This is a genomic window from Nocardia sp. SYP-A9097, assembly GCF_009649815.1.
Lineage (GTDB): Bacteria > Actinomycetota > Actinomycetes > Mycobacteriales > Mycobacteriaceae > Nocardia.
The window spans coordinates 1-21,233 of the sequence record NZ_WJIC01000017.1 but is presented as its reverse complement, the minus strand read 5'-3'; the positions used below and the strand labels follow the sequence as shown (position 1 = coordinate 21,233).

Annotated in this window: 19 protein-coding genes and 2 pseudogenes; 13 read left to right on the top strand and 8 right to left on the bottom strand. The window is 63.6% G+C overall.

The window, feature by feature from the left end; all coding sequences use genetic code 11:
- Positions 1-55 precede the first annotated feature (55 nt).
- From GFY24_RS28020 to GFY24_RS28005, 4 genes are all read left to right on the top strand, one after another.
- Entirely contained in the window at positions 56-769 is a 714-nt protein-coding gene (locus GFY24_RS28020) for an SDR family oxidoreductase (protein ID WP_153808114.1), read from the top strand.
- An 81-nt stretch (positions 770-850) separates the two neighbouring features.
- Positions 851-1,663 carry an oxidoreductase gene (locus tag GFY24_RS28015; RefSeq protein ID WP_153808113.1) on the top strand — a complete coding sequence of 271 codons (813 nt, stop codon included), beginning with the start codon at positions 851-853 and terminating at the stop codon, positions 1,661-1,663.
- 41 nt (positions 1,664-1,704) lie between these two features.
- Positions 1,705-2,553: an alpha/beta fold hydrolase gene (locus GFY24_RS28010; protein ID WP_153808112.1), complete on the top strand. Its 849-nt coding sequence runs from the start codon at positions 1,705-1,707 to the stop codon at positions 2,551-2,553.
- Positions 2,554-2,616: 63 nt separating this feature from the next.
- On the top strand, positions 2,617-3,435 hold the full coding sequence (locus tag GFY24_RS28005; RefSeq protein ID WP_153808111.1) for an enoyl-CoA hydratase/isomerase family protein: 819 nt from the start codon (positions 2,617-2,619) through the stop codon (positions 3,433-3,435).
- Between the two features lie 294 nt (positions 3,436-3,729).
- Here the strand turns inward: GFY24_RS28005 and GFY24_RS28000 are convergent, their stop codons facing one another.
- Entirely contained in the window at positions 3,730-4,623 is an 894-nt protein-coding gene (locus tag GFY24_RS28000; RefSeq protein WP_153808110.1) for an AraC family transcriptional regulator, read from the bottom strand.
- 129 nt (positions 4,624-4,752) lie between these two features.
- On the opposite strand from GFY24_RS28000, the gene GFY24_RS27995 reads away from it, so the two are divergent.
- Together GFY24_RS27995 and GFY24_RS27990 are read left to right on the top strand one after the other, a co-directional pair.
- Positions 4,753-5,532, top strand: a complete 780-nt coding sequence (locus tag GFY24_RS27995; protein ID WP_153808109.1) for an MBL fold metallo-hydrolase — start codon at positions 4,753-4,755, stop codon at positions 5,530-5,532.
- A gap of 75 nt (positions 5,533-5,607) precedes the next feature.
- A complete protein-coding gene (locus GFY24_RS27990; RefSeq protein WP_153808108.1) occupies positions 5,608-6,009 on the top strand; it encodes a type 1 glutamine amidotransferase domain-containing protein in 402 nt (133 codons plus the stop codon).
- 153 nt (positions 6,010-6,162) lie between these two features.
- Here the strand turns inward: GFY24_RS27990 and GFY24_RS27985 are convergent, their stop codons facing one another.
- Positions 6,163-6,732, bottom strand: coding sequence for a DoxX family protein (locus GFY24_RS27985; RefSeq protein WP_153808107.1), 570 nt, complete (start codon positions 6,730-6,732; stop codon positions 6,163-6,165).
- Between the two features lie 49 nt (positions 6,733-6,781).
- The gene (locus tag GFY24_RS27980) at positions 6,782-7,561 is read right to left on the bottom strand and encodes a dioxygenase (RefSeq protein WP_153808106.1); all 780 of its coding nucleotides are present in this window, start codon (positions 7,559-7,561) and stop codon (positions 6,782-6,784) included.
- A 103-nt stretch (positions 7,562-7,664) separates the two neighbouring features.
- On the opposite strand from GFY24_RS27980, the gene GFY24_RS27975 reads away from it, so the two are divergent.
- Both GFY24_RS27975 and GFY24_RS42325 read left to right on the top strand, forming a co-directional pair.
- On the top strand, positions 7,665-8,129 hold the full coding sequence (locus GFY24_RS27975) for a MarR family winged helix-turn-helix transcriptional regulator (protein ID WP_153808105.1): 465 nt from the start codon (positions 7,665-7,667) through the stop codon (positions 8,127-8,129).
- Positions 8,130-8,301: 172 nt separating this feature from the next.
- Positions 8,302-8,430, top strand: a pseudogene (locus GFY24_RS42325) ((2Fe-2S)-binding protein); the annotation flags it as partial.
- 52 nt (positions 8,431-8,482) lie between these two features.
- Here the strand turns inward: GFY24_RS42325 and GFY24_RS27970 are convergent.
- The 5 genes from GFY24_RS27970 to GFY24_RS27950 form a co-directional block, all read right to left on the bottom strand.
- On the bottom strand, positions 8,483-9,703 hold the full coding sequence (locus GFY24_RS27970) for a D-arabinono-1,4-lactone oxidase (RefSeq protein WP_153808104.1): 1,221 nt from the start codon (positions 9,701-9,703) through the stop codon (positions 8,483-8,485).
- 90 nt (positions 9,704-9,793) lie between these two features.
- On the bottom strand, positions 9,794-11,206 hold the full coding sequence (locus GFY24_RS27965) for an aldehyde dehydrogenase family protein (RefSeq protein WP_309231436.1): 1,413 nt from the start codon (positions 11,204-11,206) through the stop codon (positions 9,794-9,796).
- Positions 11,207-11,289: 83 nt separating this feature from the next.
- Complete coding sequence (locus GFY24_RS27960; protein WP_309231435.1) at positions 11,290-12,561, bottom strand: mandelate racemase/muconate lactonizing enzyme family protein; 1,272 nt, start codon at positions 12,559-12,561, stop codon at positions 11,290-11,292.
- A gap of 347 nt (positions 12,562-12,908) precedes the next feature.
- The gene (locus GFY24_RS27955; protein ID WP_153808103.1) at positions 12,909-13,571 is read right to left on the bottom strand and encodes a GntR family transcriptional regulator; all 663 of its coding nucleotides are present in this window, start codon (positions 13,569-13,571) and stop codon (positions 12,909-12,911) included.
- Between the two features lie 67 nt (positions 13,572-13,638).
- Positions 13,639-15,198, bottom strand: coding sequence for an APC family permease (locus GFY24_RS27950; RefSeq protein ID WP_153808102.1), 1,560 nt, complete (start codon positions 15,196-15,198; stop codon positions 13,639-13,641).
- Positions 15,199-15,525: 327 nt separating this feature from the next.
- On the opposite strand from GFY24_RS27950, the gene GFY24_RS27945 reads away from it, so the two are divergent.
- The 5 genes and pseudogenes from GFY24_RS27945 to GFY24_RS27925 form a co-directional block, all read left to right on the top strand.
- A complete protein-coding gene (locus GFY24_RS27945; RefSeq protein ID WP_153808101.1) occupies positions 15,526-17,043 on the top strand; it encodes an aldehyde dehydrogenase (NADP(+)) in 1,518 nt (505 codons plus the stop codon).
- 96 nt (positions 17,044-17,139) lie between these two features.
- Positions 17,140-17,784: a GntR family transcriptional regulator gene (locus GFY24_RS27940; RefSeq protein WP_153808100.1), complete on the top strand. Its 645-nt coding sequence runs from the start codon at positions 17,140-17,142 to the stop codon at positions 17,782-17,784.
- 155 nt (positions 17,785-17,939) lie between these two features.
- Complete coding sequence (locus tag GFY24_RS27935; protein WP_153808099.1) at positions 17,940-19,412, top strand: aldehyde dehydrogenase; 1,473 nt, start codon at positions 17,940-17,942, stop codon at positions 19,410-19,412.
- A 116-nt stretch (positions 19,413-19,528) separates the two neighbouring features.
- Positions 19,529-20,416: a dihydrodipicolinate synthase family protein gene (locus GFY24_RS27930; protein ID WP_153808098.1), complete on the top strand. Its 888-nt coding sequence runs from the start codon at positions 19,529-19,531 to the stop codon at positions 20,414-20,416.
- A gap of 374 nt (positions 20,417-20,790) precedes the next feature.
- A pseudogene (locus GFY24_RS27925) lies at positions 20,791-21,233 on the top strand (IS1380 family transposase); the annotation flags it as partial.

The window sequence follows — 21,233 nt, the reverse complement described above, 5'->3', positions numbered from 1 at the left end:
ACCGATCTGTTTACTCTTGTGGAAACAGATCGGTTTCCTCGAAGGGATTGGGACTATGACCAGCATCAAAGATTCGGTAGCACTCGTCACCGGCGGCAGTCGCGGCATCGGCAAGGCACTGGTAGACGAGCTTTTCGCACGCGGCGCGAGCAAGGTCTACGCCACCGCCCGCGATCCCCTGACCATCACCCATCCGGACGTGATTCCGCTCGCACTCGAGCTCACCGACCCTGATGCCGCCGCGGCTCTGGCCGAGCAAGCGCCGGACGTGACGATCCTGCTCAACAACGCCGGGACCGCGCTCGGCTCCTCGTTCCTCGACTCGCCGATCGACGACATCCGACGCGAGTTCGAGATCAATTTCTACGGGCCGCTGTACGTTACCCGCGCCCTCGCCCCGGTCCTGCAAAGCAATGGAGGCGGGCACATCCTCACCATTCACTCGGCGCTGTCGTGGTTCTCGAGCCCGGGCACCGACGGCTACGGCGCATCCAAGGCGGCACTCTGGTCGCAGACCAACGCGCTCCGACTCGCACTGCGGCCGCGCGGAATCACCGTTACCGGACTGCATGTCGGCTACGTCGACACCGATCTGACAGCGGGCATCGACGTCCCCAAGAACTCCCCGCAGGACGTTGCCACGCAGGCCCTGGACGGAATCGAAGCTGACGCCCTCGAAGTCCTCGTCGACGACCTGACCCGCCAGGTCAAAGCCGGGCTCGCCGCCGACCCGTCGGTCCTCTACCCCCACACCGTCGCGAGCAGCTAGCCGGCTCACACCGGCCGGTCCTGCATACGACGCACGAATCTCGTTACAGCACAAGCAAACCCCAACTTTCAGGAGCTGAGAATGATCACATCACGCCCCGTAGCCCTCGTCACCGGCGCATCCTCCGGCATCGGAAAATCCGCCGCCCTCGCCCTGGTGGATGCCGGATTCCAGGTACTCGGGACCGGCCGCAACACCGCGAACCTCACCCCGCCCGACGGTGTGACCTTCCTCAACCTCGACGTCACCAGCGACGAATCGGTCGACACGCTCGTCGCGGGCGTGATCACGCGGTACGGCCGAATCGACGTACTGGTCAACAACGCCGGAATCGGTTCGGCGGGCGCGGCCGAGGAAAGCTCGGCGGAGCAGGCGCGAAATCTCTTCGATATCAACGTCTTCGGCGTCATCCGTATGACCAACGCGGTGCTACCGTACCTGCGCGCTCAGGGCAGCGGGCGCATCGTCAACATCTCCTCGGTCGTCGGCATCATGCCGCAGCCCTACATGGCCGTCTACGCCGCCTCCAAGTACGCGGTCGAGGGTTACACCGAATCGCTCGACCACGAGATCCGCGAATTCGGCCTGCGCGCCCTGCTTGTCGAACCTGCCTGGACCACAACGGCTTTCGATACGAACAGCGTGCGACCCGACCAGCCTCTGGACGTCTATGCCGAGCGCCGACAGGTCTTCGAGGAGTACATGACCGAGGCGGTCAAGGAGGGCGACGACCCCGCCGTCGTCGCCAAGGCGATCGTCGCCGCGGCTACCGACACCAAGCCGAAACTGCGCTACCCCGTCGGCAGGACCGCCAGCGTCAGCACCATGCGCCGGTACGTGCCCGCCCGCCTGTTCGATCAGCAGCTGCGCAAACTCAACCGGCTGCCCGCCTGAGCCTTTCACCCACCCCACTGCAATAGAAAGCGACGCTCATCATGAGCATCTATCTGTCGGACACCGCTGAGAACCTGATCGTGAACGGCCCTTCCGCCGCGTTCACCTACCGGCGTCTCGGTCCGCAGGGCGGCATCCCGCTGGTCCTGCTCAACCGTGTCCGCGCAACCATCGACTCGTGGGACCCAGAGTTGCTGGACCACCTGGCCGCCGACCACGACGTGATCGTGTTCGACAATGTCGGCATCGGCTACACCACCGGTGAACCGCGAGACTCGCTCGACGGATTCGCCGAGGGCGCAATCGAATTCATCGAAGCCCTCGGGCTGACCCTGGTCAATCTACTCGGTTGGACACTGGGCGGCACCGTGGCTCAGCGAGTGGCACTGCGGCGACCCGAACTGGTCCGCAAACTGGTGTTGGCATCAAGCAATCCCGGCGGTCAGACGCCCGGCGCACCCGCACCGAACCCGAAGATCTTCGCCACCATGACCAAGCCGGAGGTCACCGGCGAGGACCTGGTGTACCTGTTCTTCCCCGAAACAGACGCCGGTCGCACCGCCGGACACGAATATCTGGCCAGGATCGCCGCCCGGTCGGCCACCGATCCCGGTGTATCCGAGGCCTCGGGCAAGGGCCATCTCACCGCGATCGGAGAGAACGCGGCGATCCCGTTCGACCAGGTGCTGACTGATTTGAGAAAGATCGAACAGCCGGTCCTGTACGCCACCGGCCTGCACGATGCCATGACACCCGCCGTGGTGTCCTACACCGCCGCCGAGAACACCGGCAGCGCCACCCTGATCGGATACAGCGACGCCGGTCACGCCTTTCTGTTCCAGCACGCCGAAGCGTTCGCGGTCCAGGTAGCCACCTTCCTCGAAGACTGACGACACTGGCCGGAAACAGCTCTCCCCGTACGGAATACATCCACTTCAGCATGGGAGCACACCATGACACAGCAGTTCAGCATCCACACCGTGGCACCGAATATCCGCCGAGTCACCTTCTCGAATCCGCCGGTGAACGTCGTCGGCGCGGACACCGTAGCTCAGCTCCTCGAAGTCCTCGATGAGCTGAGCCGCGACGAGCAGGTCCGGGTGGTCATCTTCGACAGCAACACACCCGGATACTTCTTCAACCACGCCGATCTGGCTCAGATGACCGAACTTCTCAGCTTGAAGAACGCCGACTCGTCGCCGACCTGGATCGAACTCGTCACCCGTCTGACGAGTGCACCGTTCGTCACTATCGCGGCCATTCGGGGCCGTACCAGGGGCGGCGGCGACGAACTCGCTCTCGCCTTCGACCTGCGCTATGCCAGCCGCGAACACGCAACCTTCGGTCAGCTCGAGGTTCCCACCGGCCTGATCCCCGGCGGTGGCGGCGCGGATCGCCTGCCCCGGCTGATCGGACGTGATCGTGCGTTCGAAGCCATCCTCACCGGCCAGGACTACGACGCCGAACGCGCCGAACGCTACGGCTGGGTCACCCGAACCCTCCCCGACGCCGAACTCGACGACTTCGTGAACACCCTGGCGGCGCGAATCGCCTTATACGACAAGGCCGCTGTCATCGGCGCCAAGAAGCAGATCAATCGGGCGACCCTGCCCCCGGAGGAGGACCTGCGAGCTTCTTGGTCGGAGCTCACCGACGTCAACTGGCCGGGATTCCAGGCCCGGCTACCTCAGTTCGCCGCGCTCATCGGACAGATCGGCGTGGATGAGCTCGAGGAGAACCTCGGCGCCTACCTTGGTGTGGCGAGCGAGTAGCACTCGCTCGCCGAGCTGGTCAGACCAGCAGCTAACGGTTCGCGGCAGCAGGATGAACAGCTCGCATTCGCCCAGGATCGATGCCGCCGGAATGGTGCATATCACAGAATACGAGGCATCTGCGGAATCTTAATATGCATCGCCGCTTCGTATTTCCGTATCATTTGTTCGAATTATGTTGCGCAACACACGGTAAGCTCGTCCGTGCTACGTATCTTCAAGTCGGACAGTAGTTGTGGCGTGTCAGCGCCCGCGCAGCCACGGCTATGGTGACCATGCGAAAGCCTTGTACGCCTAGGCCAGCTGATCGGCGGGCCCCAGAGGCTGCTGGGTGGCGCGGAACTCGATGGGGTTCAGGCCGGTATGGCGGTGGAAGAACTTGCCGAAGTGGGTGGCGCTGGCGAAACCGAGGTGGGCAGCAATGGTCGCCGCGGGTTCGGTGCCATGGGCGAGTAGGCGTTTCGCCTCGAGGACCAGTCGCCGGTCGATGAGATCCTTGGCACTTATCCCGGCGGCTGTCTGGGTGCTGCGAGTAAGTGTGCGTACCGAGAAGTTCAGGTCGCGGGCGTAGTCCTCGACGCGATGGGTTCGGCGAAAGCCCTGCTCCACCGCTTCACGGAAGAGGAGGTAGGGCTCGGGCAGCGGTGCTGCGAGCTCGGCGTCGCCCGGTAGGTAGGCCAGTCGCAAGAGGATCACGTCGAGTAGACGATGCAGCACCGCGGCGTGCACTTGCGGCGGGAGCCTGCCTGGGTGTGAAAACTGTTCTGCCAGTTGGGCACAGGCCGTCGTCAGCGCATGCAGGTCGACTGCCTCGGGGGTCAGCAACGGCATCGGAAACGCGGTTTCCGGGCCTAGCAGGGTGACCGTGTCCGGGGCGAGGAAATCCGCACGGAACAGGATCATGGTGGCCGCCACCTGCTCGGGGTTCTGCCACTGGTAGACCTGGCCGGGGCGGATCCAGAGCCAGGAACCCGGGGCCACCCAATATCCGGTGAAGTCGACCCGATGCCGCAGGGTGCCCGCGGTGACCGATATCAGCGTGTGGAATTCGGTGCGATGGGGTGTGGAGACATGCCATGGCCAGTTACGGATGCGATCGCGGAATGCCGCCATGCTCATCACTTCCACCCCGACGGTATCCCCGGTGGGCGGGTGGAACTCGATTCGGGGAAATCCGGTCTCCCGCATCGGTCGATCCAATCCTTGTGTCTCCTACAGACCATGGGTAGTCCGCAGCGTACCTCGATCATCATCGCGTTTCCGCTGAATATGGAGTTGTCCGCCGGTCGGCGAACAAGACCAATGAAGGAGAAGGCCATGAAGGGCACCATCACCGTCATCGATAAGGGTCAGGTACGAATCCACAGCTACGCGTCCCCCGCGGACGGCCTGGAGGTCAATACGCAGCTGATCGAGACTCCCGCGCGGATCATCGCGGTCGACGCGCAGTTCGTGCTGGCATACGCCGATGAGGTGGCTGCCTACGCCCGAGGGTTGGGCAAGCCGCTCGACCGCCTGATCGTCAGTCACGCCCACCCCGATCACTACCAGGGTGCGGCCCGCTTCGGTGTCCCGGTGCACGCGCTACCGGAAACCATCGCCGAGATCGTGGCCACCGGCGACAAAACGGATCTGCCCACCGGGACGCCGATTCCGGTCGCCGAGGTCACTCCGACCATCGAGATCAGTCCCGGAACAGAGATCATCGACGGGATCACCTTCGTGTTCGATCGGGTCACCGGCGGCGAAATCCACACCACCCTCGTTATCGAACTTCCCGACCAGGACGTGCTGGTGGCTCAGGACGCGGTGTACAACCACACCCATTTGTGGTTGCTGGACAAGGATTTCGACGGCTGGCAGGCGAATGTCGATCGCTTCGCCGCGAAGAATTACGACACCATCCTTCCCGGCCACGGCGAACCCACCGGTCCCGAGGTGTGGGCTGACCTCACGGCCTACCTCGAGGCCGCCCGCGAACTGCTCGGCGATGACGGCGACGCCTACAAGAAGGCGATCACCGAACGCTTCCCTGACTACCAGGGCGCAACCCTGATCGACGTCGCCAATGCCTACATGTTCGGACCCCGGGCCTGAACCCGGCCCACCATATCCAAGGAGAGGCGATCGCAATGAGCATCGACAAGATTCTGATCATCGCCACCAATACCCGTGAATACGTGCTACCTCACCGGCGGCCACGGTGCGATGTTCGACTTCGGCGGCACAGAGTTAGCCGCACTCACCGCCCGATTCCATGACAGCGGGCGCATCGTCTCGGCAGTCTGCCACGGCCCGGCCGCATTGCTGAATGTCACACTCGCACAAGGCCGCCCGCTGCTCGAGAACAGGAATGTCACCGGCTATTCCTGGCCGGAAGAGGAAGCGGCGCGGCGCGAGGACGCCGTCCCCTTCGATCTACAGGACGCGCTGCGGAAGCGTGGCGCGAACTACAGCCACACGGCAAAGCCGTTCCAGCCCTATGTCGCCCAGTACGGCAGCATGATAGCCGGTCAGAACCCCGCCAGCGCTCGTCCCGTCGCCGAGGCCGTGGTCGCCCGACGGACCACCTGACAGCGCAGCGGCCGGACAGCTCACGAACGGGTCCGGTGCGGCGCCACCGCGGCGGGGTTGTTCAGAAGAGTGGCACGAGCGCACGGTGCGGTATTTCCTCGCACCGAGCCCTCGACCGTCCTGAGCAATCCCACCGCCGGACCGGCGGGATCGTCAATTACGTACCAGCAGAACAGCTCCGGCGAGGACGACGGCAAGCAGCACGGCGGCGAACCCGTACACCAGGCGGTGACTGCGCAGCACAGGCAGGAGCACGTCCACGGCGTAGCGGCCCGGGCCGGTCAAGGCGAGACCGGCGGCAGCCGCCGCGAGTAGCAGCTCGTATTCGATGCCCTTCGGGGCGAAGAAACCGCCGCCCTCTTTGACAGCGATGGCGTTGATCAGCGTGCCCAGCAAGGCGGCGCCCGCCAGCGGGGTCAGCAACCCGAGTGCAAGGCCCAATCCGCCGAAGGTTTCGGTGAGCCCGGCCACCACGGCCATCGCGTGGCCGGACGGATAGCCGCTGGCGGTGAAGAATTCGGCGGTTCCGGTGAGCCCGCCGCCGCCGAACCAGCCGAACAGCTTCTGCGTGCCGTGGGCAGCCATTGTCAGTCCGACGGCGAGCCGCAGCACGAGCAGGCCCACGTCGGAGGAGTGCACCGATGCTCGGTAGGCGGTTGTGCTTTCGCGCCGGGCCGACGACGCTTCCTGGCTCGCAGGTGCGGCCGAGGGTGCTGTAGACATCAGAATCCTTCTTCCTGGAGACATGCGTGCTGGAGGAGCGACCGAGTGGTCAGCCGATTTGAATGGATCGTTTGGCCATACCGAGCCAGAAGCCGTCGATCATGGTGCGCTGTGCGTCCAGATCGTCTTGTGCCGCACCGAGAGTCACGAACAAGGGCGCGAAATGCTCGGTGCGCGGATGCGCCACCGCGGCAGCCGGGGCCTTGTGCTGGAAGTCCAGCAACGCGTCGATGTCGTGGGCGGCCAGAACCTCCCGCCCCCAGTCGTCGAATTCCGACATCGCCGTGGCCACCCGGTTCTCCGGATTCAGCGCTCGCAGATTATGGGTGAAGAAGCCGCTGCCGACGATCAGGACGCCCTCCTCCCGCAGCGGCGCGAGCTTCGCACCGATATCCATCAGGGCCCGCGGGTTCAGTGTCGGCATGGAGATCTGCAGGACCGGCAGGTCGGCGGCGGGGAACATCTCGGCCAGCGGGACATAGGCGCCATGGTCCAGGCCGCGTGCGGGCACATCCCGGATCGGAATGCCGGCAGCGGCGAGCAGCGTGCGAACCCGGTGCGCCAGCCCCGGCGCGCCGGGCGCCGGGTACTGCACCTGGTAGTAGCGCTCCGGAAAGCCGCCGAAATCGTAGACCAGCGGCACCGTGGTGGTCGCCCCGAGGGCCAGCGGCGCGGCCTCCCAATGCGCGGAAATCATCAGAATCGCCGTCGGCCGGGGCAATTCGGCGGACCAGGCGGCAAGTTGGCCGGGCCAGATCGGGTCGTCCGCCAGCGGCGGCGCACCGTGGGATACATAGAGCGCGGGCATGCGCTCGGGGGCGGCGGTCATGGGTCACACCTCGACTTCCCACCGGAGATGTTCAAATTTGAACTCGACCGTTTTGACGCTACGCTTGATTTCAAATTTGAACAACCTGACGTAACCTGGGACTATGAATCAACCTCGGTGGCTGGATGCTGATGAGATGCGGGCCTGGAAGGCGTTCCTGGCTGCAACCGCACTGGTGAACCGGCAGGTGGACCACCAGCTCAAAGAGGAAATGGGCCTGTCTCACCTGCAATACGAGATCCTCGTCCGGCTCAACCAGGCGCCCGAGGCCGAACTGCGGATGACTGTGCTGGCCGATGCACTGCTCAACTCCAAGAGCGGCCTCACCTACCAGATCAACCAATTGGAGAAGGCCGGACTGGTCCGCCGCCGCACTTGCCCCACCGATGTACGTTCCATCTATGCCTGCCTGACCGATGCGGGACGGACAATGCTGCAACGCGCCGCCCCTGGACACGTCACCGCCGTCCGGCAACTGTTCATCGACCTGCTCACCCCAAGTCAACTGGCCGAGCTCGCCGACAGCCTGGAAAAGGTGGCCGTCGGCTACCACCAACAGCGCGAGTAGCCCGCCGGTGACTAGCAAGTGCTCGCGGGCGAAGTGCCGGGCGGTTTGTGTCCGATATCAGTGCGGACAGCGGCAGCGCAACGCGCGGCGGGCGAGTTCCTGGACCGGCTGGCAGCGGATATGGCCGGGATCACCGAACCCGCAACCGCGGTCGTGGAGGGCATCGCGCACCCTCCCGCAGTGCGGGGAAGGCGTTCGCCAAGGCCGACACGACCATACGCCTATCGGCCGCAACGAGATCGGCGTTCAGAACATGATCCGGGTCTTCGCCGACGCGCTCGGCATATCACTGCCCGCCTGATCGTCACCGTCGCGCAGTACGCCGCACTCGGCGAGCGCGGGGCGGCACGGCGCTAGGGCTGGAGCAGACCGCGAAAGTACGTGTTGGTGAACGCATCCTGAGGGTCGAACCGCTTCCGTAGTTGCTGGAAATCGGCCCACCGCGGATATGCCGCTGCCATGTCCTCGCGAGTGTAGGCATTCCATTTTCCCCAGTGCGGCCGCGCGCCAAGGGATTTCATCAGGGCCTCGACCTCGCCGAAGAAGGGGAGGTAATTGGTTCCGATAACACCCGATACGGAGACCGAGACACTGTCTCGCTCGTATTGGGCGGACAGCCAAGCACTGTCGCGCTTCTGCCATCGAATCTGGATGGGCGAGTCCACGTCCGGATATCGCGTGAGCATCAGATCGCGCAGAGCCAGGAATGCCTCCTTGTCGCGTGCGGCGTCGACCATGTACTCGAGTTCGTGGAATGTCGGATCGGTCGAGGTGTCCGGGTACACCAGATAGCTGCGGCCGATGCGACCCTCGGGGAGGTGGCGAACGTCGTAGGAGTCATCGATTTCGACCTCCTCGAGTAGCTTGACCCAGCCATGATCAGCAGGTACAGGGTCGAAGCCGTACAGCGCGTGTGCCCGCTCGTTGGGCATCCACCAGAACGAGAAATGCCGGTAACCGGCTTTGAGTTCATCCCATCGATCCAGCAGGTCATGCAGATGAAATGCGGCGTTGCGTTCCCGCAGGAAATACCGCGGCCGCAGCTGGATCTCGAGCTGGGTGAGGACGCCCAGCAGACCGAGTGACACCTGCGCGGCGGCAAGTTCGTCGCCGCCGGAGACCACAACCAGCTCGCCCTCACCATTGACGAGCTGAATCTTCGTGATGGCGGCAGCCAGGTTGGTGAGTTCGACACCCGAACCCTTCGTTCCCGTAATGGTCGCACCGCTGATCGTCTGTACATCGATGTCGCCCTGGTTGGACAACGACAGTCCGGCTTCCCAGAGCGGAGCGCCGAGTTGTGACAGCGGTGTCCCGGCGCGGATGAGAGCACGTCCGGTATCGCGGTCGATGCTTGTCACCCCAGTCAACCCGCTCAGGTCGATCAGCAGTCCGTCAGTGGACACGATCGGCATGATGGAATGTCCGGAGCCCGCGGCCCGCACGTTTCGGCCGGCGCGTACCGCCGCTGCGACTTCGGCCGCGACTTCCTCCGGAGAGTTCGGTTTCGCGATTGTATGTGGTTGGCAGAATTGGTTTCGTCCCCAATTGCGCCACGTGCCGGACGTCGTCATCCTGCTCCTGCCTTTCTCGATAAGCGCGGGTTCGGGTGTGCCCGGGAAAGATTCGAGCGCCCGATTCCGTCCGCTCGCATTCAAGAGCGGTTAATGCTGGCTGGTCAGAACGTGTTTGAGGCGGGTAAATTCCGTCGCACCGAGCAGGCCGTTTTCGATGCCGAAGCCCGAGGCGCCGAATCCGTTGACAGCACAGTCCGGACCGAATTTCAGATGTTCGTTGATCCACACCATGCCTGCCTTCAGATCACGGGCGAACCGGCTCGTGCGTCCCGAATTCGAGGACCATACCGATGCCGATAGCCCGTACTCGGTGCCGTTGGCCAGGGTCAGCGCCTCATCGTCATCGGAGAAGGTCTGAACGGTCAGGATCGGTGCGAACACCTCGTTCTGAATGATCTCGTCCTCGTGGCCGAGGCCCGTGACGACCGTGGGTTCCAGAAAGTAGCCACCCCGGTCCGCCCGGCTGCCTCCGCAGAGGATCTGGGCACTCGAGGGCAACCGGTCCAGGAAGCCGACCGCACGGTCGAGCTGTTTCTGAGAAATCAGCGGCCCAAGGGTGGTCGCCTCGTCGAAGGTACTACCCAACCGAACCGCACCGATCTCGGCGAGCAAAGCCTCGACAAACTCATCTCGGACGGATTGGTGAATCAGCAGTCGGCTCGAGGCCATGCATTCCTGCCCGGCGTTGAAAAGGCCGGACGCGGCCAGCAGCGATGCCGCACGCGGCACATCCGCATCTGCGAATACGACGGCGGGAGCGTTGCCACCCAATTCCATGATCGCCTTGCGCAGGCCGAGCGCAGCCGATAGTGCGACGGCTTGGCCGCCGACGACCGAACCGGTGAAACTGACGATGCCGACCGCTGGATTTCTCGTCAACGCGGCCCCGGTACCGGTGCCGTCGCCGATCACAACATTCAGCACTCCGGGCGGAAGCACCTCATTGGCGAGTTCGACAAAACGGACCGTGCTCAACGGTGTCAGCTCGGACGGCTTGATCACCATCGTGTTGCCCACAGCCAGCGCGGGAATGATCTTGGCGATCGCCTGGAGCAAAGGATAGTTCCACGGCGTGATCGCGCCGACAACACCGATGGGCTCGCGGCGGAACGCCGAGGTAACCCCCTCGAGATACTCGGTCGCCGCTGGAGTCGTGAGGTTGCGGCCCGCGGCAGCACCGAGGCGAATCCCATCCACACAGTCACCGAATTCCTCGCGGAACGCGGCAATCGGCTTGCCCACATTGGCGACCTCTAGCTTCAAAAACTCTTCGCTGTGCTGCTCGAGCAAGTCGGCGAGCCGATGCAGGAGCGCATGCCGGTTGGCAGGTGTCCGCCGTGACCAACCATCGAAAGCGGCGGAGGCGGCGGAAACAGCGGCAGCGACGTCCCTGTCCGAGGAGTCACGTACACGGGCGATTTCGTCACCGGTAGCGGGGTCCACGATGAATCGCTCGGAGTCGCCGGTCGGATGAACTGTTTTACCGTCGATAATATTCACGACACTCCTTTTGATCGATCCGCTTTCTGCGGTACTGCCGAGGACTTTGGCTCGCAGACTGGACGAGCACCCCACGCCTTCGATCAGCCGGTGGTAAAGATCGGGGGGGTCAGCGCGCTGTGATCCACGGTGATGCCCAGGCCTGGCGCGCTGGGGGCCGACCCGCGGCCATTTTGCGAACGCGGCTGGTACCCCGCGACGTGGCCGTCGGTCCAGTCGTTGAAGAAGGAGACGTTCAGCAGGTTCTCCGGTCGCGTACTTGCGGCCAAATGGCTGACCGCGGCGCTGATCACGTCACCGCCCCACATGTCTTCCATCGACACCATCAGGTTCAGTTCCTGCATGAGATCGCGCATGCGCGCCGCCTTGGTCAGGCCACCCACACGGCTGATCTTGATGTTGACCGAGGCAGCTCCCGCCTCATACTTGGCCTCGAACAGCTCGTTCGAGTTGGTGATCGACTCGTCGAGCACCAGCGGAAGCCTGGAATTGCGGTGGGCGAGGATGCTGTCCCGAGTGGTGCGGCAGGGCTGCTCCACATAGATGGGCAGGCCCTCCATCCCGCCAATCGCTATTTGGGCGTCCAGCAGATTCCAGCCCCCGTTGGAGTCTGCGATCACGACGGTGTCGTCATCACCGGCCTCGGCACAGGCACGCGTTCGCGCGATATCCTCGGCAGGCCGATTGCCGACTTTGAGTTGAAAGCGGTTGATGCCCGTTTTGCGGCGCTCGGTAATGAATTCGGCCATTGCCGCCGGCGCTGCGAGCGGTACGGCCTCATAGAGCGGGAAGTCATCCTGCAACACCCCGCCGAGCAATGCCGCGACCGGGCGCCCGACCGATTTGCCGAAAATGTCCCAGCTGGCGATGTCGAGAGCGCTCTTCGCGTAGCCCTGGCCCAGCAGGACCTCGTCCATCAAGCGGTTGATGGCGGAGATATTGGTCGGATCCGCGCCCACCAGCCGAGGAGCGAGCTCGGCGATGCCGGCCCGGACGGCGTCCGGCGAGGTCGGCAGATACGTGCTGCCCAACGGGGTGATCTCGCCCCACCCATCCAGTCCTTCATCGGTTCGGACGCGCACCAATGTTCCGACCTGGTACACGGCCGCGCGGCCTCCGGACATCACATACTCCCCGTGCGCGTAACGCACCGGATAGTCGTAGACGTCGATACCTACGATCTTCATCTGATTCCCTTTCCGATCATGGTCTCCGGCGCCTGTCGGGTGGTTCGGACAGTCGGCGGCGAGGAGAAAAATGGCGGCGACTGCGCCATATCGGGAAGGCAAGCAGTGCAGCCGCAGTTCGCGGTTCGACAGTGTTCCGACAACGACGGGTGCCGCCTCACCTACCACAAGCCGACTCCCGGGCGAGCAAGTCGCCCACAGCCGGAGTCTAGGTAGTATATTACCGGTGACACATCACCCGCAACCCAATCTGAACGGGCAATTCAGAATGATGCCCGTGAGCCCTCGACGATTACTCAACCGACTCCGGCACACGCGAGGCGAGTCGTTTGCCGCATTCGACGCGACAGCTTGCTCGAGCCGACCGAAGGCGGCCTCGCCGACTGGGCGGCGGGTCGCCATCGATCGGTTGCGAAAATTGTTGTCCAGCAAAGTATTACCGAAGTCCGGCGACGGCCGTCCAGCGCTGGCGGTGGACGCGGCCGCGAGTGCCCCGTCCGATCGTTCCAGTCTTGCTACCGCGTGGGGTCCTCGCCGAATTGATGCTGCCGAATGCGCTCGAGATGTTCGGTCATCAACTTCTCGGTCAGCTTCGCATCCCCCTTCGCCATCGCGTCGAGGATTCCCTGATGCTCACGCGCGGAGGCCGCGAGCAGGCCGTGCTCCCCCAGCTCTCGCAACCCGAACAGGCGCGTCTGGTCACGGAGGTTTCCGACGATCGATGTCAGAAAGGGATTCTTCAGCAACGACAGCAAGCCGAGGTGAAACTGTCGATCCGATTCCAGAAAGCCGACGTAATCACTGCTGCGTTCCTTCGCGATGATCGAATCGACCATCTCCTGGAACTCCGCTTTACGAGCCTTCACCACTTTCGCCGACGCCACCCTGCCCATAGCCGGAACTTCCAGCATCAGCCGCAGGTCATGGATGTTCTGACGATCCTCCGCCGATAGCGGAACGACCCGGAACCCTCGGTTACGAACCGGCTCCATCAGACCCTGCTCAACCAGCGCGAGCATCGCCTCCCGCACGGGGCTGTTGGAAACTCCCAGCGTCGATGCGATTGCCGAGGCCGAATAGATCTCACCCGGCGCAATCTCCCCGGTGACCAGTCTCTGCCGAATCACTGCCAGCGCCTGATCCCGTAGACTCGTCCGCTCGAGCTGCTCCATACTCATGCCCACCCCTGTCGGTCAGTTAAATTCTACGGGTTACCGCTCAGTGTAGGCGACGACACCGGTGCGCTTACTCGAACGCGGCAGCAGACTCCTCACTAAGAGGCGCCGAGTTCCCGGCTGACGCCGCATGCTCGGCGATGACGCCTGTTTTGTGCCGCTGGACGAGGTAGTACCACGCCGCGCCTCCGCCGACGATGAGCACCAATGCCAGCACACCACCCCATTGCAAGTACCAATGGAAAGGTGCCGCGGGGTTGTAGACCTCGCGCCGGGGCCATACGAGGTTCACCACGCCGAACACTCCCATCGCGATGGCGATGAGGTTCACCGGAATTCCCCATCGACCCAGCGAAAAGTGCTTGTCGCCATCGGAATTCGCCTGCGGCTTCCACTGCCCGGCAAGGCGCTTGACCAGCAAGCTCACACCGACGATGAGGTACGCGAGGTAGGCCAAGACCACAACGAAACTGGCCAACGTCACGATCAACTGCGGCTGCGAAACATTGATCACCAGAATCACGATCGCGCACACCGCGACGAAGACTGTCGGCACCACCGGGGTTTTGGTCCGCGGCGACACGTGCGAGATCCACCGTGAGTACGGCAGCCGGTTGTCACGTGCCATCGCGAACGATTGCCGGGCCGCGGCCGTCTGGATCGCGAGAACGCACACACCGATGGCGATGGTGACACCAACGAGCAGCAGCTTGCCGAGGAAGTCGCCGAGGACGCTGGTCACTACGTAAGGCAGCCCGGAGATCGACAGTTCTTGCGCCTTGATGTCACCGACGGCCATCAGCGCGAGGAGCATCAGCACGAAGCCGCCGATCCCGGCCGTGGCAACGGCCCGCAGGATGGCGATCGGGGTCTTGCGGCGCGGGTCCACCGTTTCCTCCGACACCGACCCCACGCCATCGAACGCCCACAACACGTTCATCGCCAGCAGCGACGATGCGAGTAACGCCGCGACGTAGCCCGGAACACTGCCTCCCCCAGCGCCATTGGTCTCGAAGACCACTTGCGGCCCGCGCTGCACGTGTAGTGCGAGCAGTCCGACAAGCAGCACCACACACACGAGTTCGACGATCACGCCGATGTTGTTGACCAGCGCAACCAATTTCACGCCGAGCAGGTTGATCACCGTACACATCACGATCAGGGTGCTTCCGAGCACGACTGCGTTCCCGGAGAAATCGTATTGGCCCGTACCGTCGCCGACGAACTGGAACCACGGGCTGATCGTGGGCAGCAGCACCTGCCAAGTCACCGATACACCGGCCACCGTGACGATTTGCGCGACGATCGTCAGATAGCCCGCCATCCATGCGAAGAATTGCGACGCCAGCTTCTTGCTCCACGCGTACACCGATCCAGCGAACGGGTACTGCGCGGCCAGCTCCGCGAAGCACAGGGCCAGGCAGAACTGGCCTACCAGCACCACCGGCCACGTCAGCAGAAAGCTCGGACCGGCGAAACCGAAGGCGAAGAAGAACAGCTGAAAACAGCCGGTGAGGATAGAGATCACGCTGAATCCAGTGGCGAAGGCCGAGAAGGATCCGAGTGTGCGATCGAGGTGCTGCTTGTAACCGAGGGTCGCCAGGTATTTGGCGTCGTCGTTCTCAGTCATCCTGTGAATCTCCTAGCTTGACCTGCAATGTATCGCTCCGGCGGCCCATCTCGATAACATCTGGTCGGCTACCGGTAGTCGATTACCGCCCACTTTCACAGTTACCAAAGCCACAGTCAATAGCCGAACCAAATGGAACGTCTTCGAAACATCGCCGTTACCGCAGAAGTCGTCCGCGCGAGCCCCACCCGCAGGTCAGGCGGTCACCCGCTCGCACAGCGTCGAGCCTCGCAGGAGAGGTAGAATATTATCGGTTACATTCCATCTTGCTGGTAGTGACGATGGCGCAGCATCCATGCACAGAACAAATACGAGAATGAGGAACCCATGACCACCATCGCAGGAACCGACCCCCGGACCGGATCCGCCTTGCCACCGGTCACCGAATCCACCACCGACGACCAGCTCGACCGACTGGTGGACGCCGCACACCACTCGGCAGCCGCCTTCGCCGCGCTCGCCCGCTCCGACCGCGCCACACTGCTGGACACCATCGCCGCAGAGGTCGAACGACGCCGTGACGAATTGATCGAGACCGCCTCGCGGGAGACGGGTTTCGGCGAAGCGAAACTATCCGGCGAACTGACTCGTACCGCCTTCCAGTTCCGGTTCTTCGCCGATGTGGTCCGCGAAGGCAGTTATCTCGAAGCGATCATCGATCCCGCCGCCGACACTCCTATGGGCCCGCGCCCCGATCTGCGGCGCATTCTCACTCCCCTCGGGGTCGTCGCGGTCTTCGGCGCCAGCAACTTCCCATTCGCGTTCTCGGTGCTCGGCGGCGATACCGCCTCCGCCCTCGCCGCCGGCAACCCGGTTGTCATCAAGGCTCACGAGTCGCATCCCGCCACCTCTCAACTGTCCTACGAAGTCATCCAGGCGGCACTGGCCTATAGCCAGGCGCCGGTGGCGGCGGTCGCCATCGTGTTCGGTCGCGAGGCAGGAGCCCGACTGGTCGCGCACCCACAAGTCACAGCTGTCGGCTTCACCGGGTCTCTGACCGGCGGGCAGGCGCTGCTCGACATCATCGGCCGCCGCGCGGTACCGATCCCGTTCTATGGCGAGCTGAGCAGCCTGAATCCGGTCATCGTGACACCGGGCGCCGCGGCAGACCGCGGCGCCGAGATCGGCACGGCCCTCGTCGCCTCGTTCACCGCCGGTTCGGGCCAACTGTGCACCAAACCCGGGTTCGTCCTGGTTCCGTCCGGTCCCGACGGTGACCGTCTCGTACATGCCGCACGCGCGGCACTCGGCACCACCGAGGGTCATCTCCTGCTCAATGAGCGCACCTACACCAGCTATACCGCCGAGACCGCTACGCTCGAGCGACATCTGCACACCGTCAAGGCACCCGCCGCTCCTGACGCCGGGTTCGCAGTGACACCGGTGCTGTTCGAAACACAGTTCACCGACCTGGACCACTCACTCATCCACGAAGTGTTCGGTCCCGTCACGGTGATCGCCCGCTACGAAGCGGAGCAGACCGAGACAGCGGCAACCCGGGTATTCGACACCTTCCCGCCGTCACTCACCGCGACTTTGCATGTCAGCGACAACGATGAGGCCGCTCTCGTCGCACGACTCACGCGAATCGCCGCAACCCGAGCCGGGCGCATCCTCTTCGACAACTTCCCAACCGGCGTCGCGGTGTCCTGGGCACAGACGCACGGCGGCCCCTGGCCGTCGACGAACTCACTGCATACGTCGGTCGGCGCGACAGCGATCCGCCGGTTCCTGCGTCCAATCACCTACCAGAACGCGCCCGAGGCTGTCTTGCCCGAGGAGCTTCGAGACAACTACACGGCGATTCCCCGCCGTATGGACGGACAACTTCGACCGTCCAGCTGAACGGTCTGGAGTCGGCTACGGACGAGAGGCAGACAAAGCGATTCTGCGCGAACTTCGTCTGACACAGCAGGACCGCATCACACCGGGAGGTCGTCCATGCTCACGCCGAGGTCGAACATCAAACGGTCGAGCCTGCGCGACCAAGCGCTCGCCGCTATCCGCGAGGGCCTCATCTCCGGGCAGCTCGAGCCCGGCGGAATCTACTCGGCGCCGGGGCTGGCCGCCGAACTCGGCGTCTCGGCCACTCCGGTCCGAGATGCCATGTTGACCTTGGTCCATCAAGGCCTGATAGAGGCGGTTCGCAACCGCGGCTTCCGGGTGGTCACGCTGAGCGCTGCCGACCGGCTGGATATCGTCCAGCTGCGGGTCCTGCTGGAAATCCCGGCCATGGAAGAGCTCACCGGCAGCCCACAGGTAAAAGATCACTACGCCGAATTCAGCGCGGTCGCCGCCGACATCGTCACCGCCGCCAGGCATGGAGACCTGATCGGCTATCTCGATGCCGACCGGCACTTCCACCTCGGCCTGCTCGACCTCTTGGGCAACCGTCGCCTGGTCACCGTGGTCGGCGACCTGCGCGGCCAGACAAGCCTCTACGGACTGCGGAAGCTTTGTGCCCGCGGCGGTCTCACCGCGTCCGCCGAAGAGCATCTCCCCATCCTCGACGCCCTCATGGGCGGCGACAGCCATGTGACGACGCAGCTGATGCACAAACATCTCGAGCACCTCACCAGCGACTGAGGCGCGGTCGACCGCGGGCATTGACACTGCCACGCGAGAGTAGAATACTACCGATTACCGTCTACCAATTGAACGAGTGCGGCCTTTCCGCCCTCACGCCAGCTTTACGCACCAAACGTCCTCGAACGACAATCTGCCGATTGGAGACAGAATTCATGAAGGCCACGTTGCCCGAAACCGTACGGACACAGGCATATATCGACGGGCGGTTCGTCGATGCCGAGGGTGGTGAGACCTTCGGCAATATCTCTCCCGCCACCGGCCAGGTCCTCAACAACGTCGCCGCGTGCAGTGAGCGCGACGTCGACACCGCCGTGGCTGCCGCGCGCCGGGCCTTCACCGAGGGCAGTTGGAGCCGCATCGCGCCCGCCGAGCGTAAGGCGATCCTGCTCAGGTTCGCCGACCTGATCGAGCAGCACACCGCTGAACTCGCGCTCATCGACTCGATCGACGCCGGCAAGCCCATCATCGATTGCGAAGATCTCGATATCCCAGATGTTGTGCTGACCATACGGTGGTACGCCGAAGCCATCGACAAAGTCTTCGGCAAGGTCTCACCAACGGGCCAGGACAACCTGGGATTCATCGTCCGGGAGCCGGCCGGAGTGGTAGGTGTCGTCGTTCCCTGGAACTTCCCGTCGAACACCTTGTCGTGGAAGATCGCGCCCGCACTCGCCGCCGGCAATTCGATCGTGGTCAAACCGGCCGAGCAGTCATCGCTCAGCGCCCTGCGGTATGCCGAGCTCGCCAGCCAGGCCGGCATACCCGAGGGTGTGTTCAATGTCGTGCCAGGTCTCGGGCAAGTCGCGGGCAAGGCACTCGGACTGCACAACGACGTCGACGTAGTGACCTTCACCGGTTCCACCGAAGTGGGCAGGCTGTTCCTCAAGTACGCCGCAGACAGCAACCTCAAGCAAATCGCCCTCGAGATGGGCGGCAAAAGCCCACAGATCGTGTTCGCCGATGCCTCCGATGACCTGCGCGCAGTCGCCGAGGATCTCGCCGGTGCCGCGTTCTGGAATGGTGGCCAGAATTGCTCGGCCGGCTCTCGCATCCTGGTCCACAATTCGATCAAGACCGAATTCGTCGAGCTGATGGCCGAACTCGCCGCCGCCAGGAAGGTGGGCGACCCGCTCGATCGAAGCACCGAGATCGGCCCGCTGATCGAAGCATCGGCACGCGACCGGGTCCTGCGGTACCTGGAGGGGGCAAAAGCCAAGGGCGCCAAAGTTTTCGGCGGTGAGCGAGTACTCGACGAGACAGGCGGATACTTCGTCTCCCCGGCCGTCGTCGACGAGGTCTCCCCTACCGACGACATCGTCCGTGACGAGATCTTCGGACCGGTCGTCGCGATCCTGGGATTCGACACCGAAGAAGAAGCCATCACATTGGCCAACGACACCGTCTACGGTCTCGCGGCGAACGTATGGACCCGAGACATCAATGTCGCACTGCGCGTAGCACGTTCGGTCCGCGCGGGGACGGTCGCTGTGAATGGGTTCAGCGAAGGAGACATCTCCACCCCCTTCGGCGGCTTCGGACTGTCCGGCTTCGGCGGCCACGACAAGGGCATCGAAGCATTCGACCAGTACAGCGAACTCAAGACGATCTGGATCACGCTGCACTGACCCGCCGCAGCTCGGCACCCGACGGGAATCGGGCGTCGCAGTTCGCTCCCTTTCCGCTAAAAGTAGAATATTACCGCTTACGTGTTACACGTTCCAGGAAGAAGAGAGAGTTCCAAATGACTACCAAACCGTGGCACGGAATCGTGGTTGCAGCGACGCTGCCGTTCAAGGACGATCTGTCAGTCGACTACGACCGCTTCCAGGAGCACGTGCGCTTCCTCGCCGAGAACGGTGCACACGGCATCACGCCCAACGGCTCGCTCGGCGAGTACCAGGTGCTCACCGCCGAGGAGCGGGCGCGCGTCGTCGAACTCGCAGTGGAGGCAGCCCCGACCGGCTTCAGTGTCGTGCCCGGCGTCGGCGCCTACGGCTCGGCCGAATCGCGACTCTGGACCGAGCAGGCACAGCAGGCTGGGGCGCACGCGGTGCTCGCCCTTCCTCCGAACGCCTACCGCGCCAACAGCGACGAGATCGTCGACCACTACGAGACGTTGTCCGAGGTCGGCCTCCCGATCGTTGCCTACAACAACCCGTTCGACACGCGAGTAGACCTCACTGCGGAGTTACTGAGCCGGATCGCGGAGATCGAGAATGTCGTCGCGGTCAAGGAGTTCTCCGGCGACATCCGACGCATTACCAGCATTCAGCGCCTCGCACCGAACCTGGACGTGTTGTCCGGCGCCGATGACAATATTTTCGAGGCGGCTCTGCTCGGCGCCGTCGGCTGGATCGGCGGCTTCTCCAACTCCATGCCGCGCATCTGCGCCAAGATCTACGAGCTGGGCATCACCGGCCAGGTCGCCGAAGGACGCAAGCTGTACCAGCAGCTGCAGCCGGCGTTCCAGTGGGACACGACCCACACGTTCGTACAGGCGATCAAGCTGTCCCAAGAAGTCGCCGGCTACTACGGCGGCCCGACCCGACCACCGCGCAACGCCCTCAGCCAGGAAGACCGCGAACAGGTCATCAAGGATGTGGAACTCGCGCTGAGTGCCGCCATCTGACCCACCGGCGTACCCTCCCCGTGGAGTTGACTGCGACTGAAAAGCGTTGCAGATCATCGGAATAGCGCACGTGCTCTCGGAGAGAGTCTCCGAGAGCACGGATTTCGAAACTAGCGGACCGGCGTGTGGTCTCCGACCCTATCTACGTCGAACCGGGCCTCGTCGGAGTTGTCGTGGCCGACTGCGTCATCGATCTGTTCATCCCGAAGAGCCGTCGAGGTATCTCGCGTGACGTCGCACCTGGGCATCTCTAAGCCTCGATCCACCGATGAAACTGGTGGGTAGGGTGATTTGAAATAGTGAAAGTGCCTTCTGAGCTGGGATGATTGGAGTTCTCACGCAACAATCAGAACCAGATCGGGAAGACACTTTCAGTGCGATTGTTCCACACCTTCGCCGAGGACTCGGCACGCTTTGATGAGGACAACCTCGTGTCGGTGGCCGGGCTGGTTCCGGTGATGACCTTGGCCGAGCAAACCGGCCTGACCAGCCTGTTGTCCGAGAAAGTCGAGATCGGCTCGCCGCGAATCAAGTCCGGATCAGCCAACTCGGCACCGAAACTGGCCACCCTGATCGCGGGGATGTGCGCGGGCGCGGACAGTATCGGGGACATCGATCTACTGCGTAGCGGCGGCTGTGGCGAACTGTTCGCCGGGGTGTACGCGCCCTCGACGGTGGGAACATTGTTGCGCGAGTTCACCTTCGGACACGCCAAGCAGCTGGAATCGGTGCTGCGCGCGCACCTGCTCGCGTTGAGTTCGCGCGTGGATCTGTTGCCGGGCCTGGCGACGCGCGTGTTCGTCGATATCGACTCGCT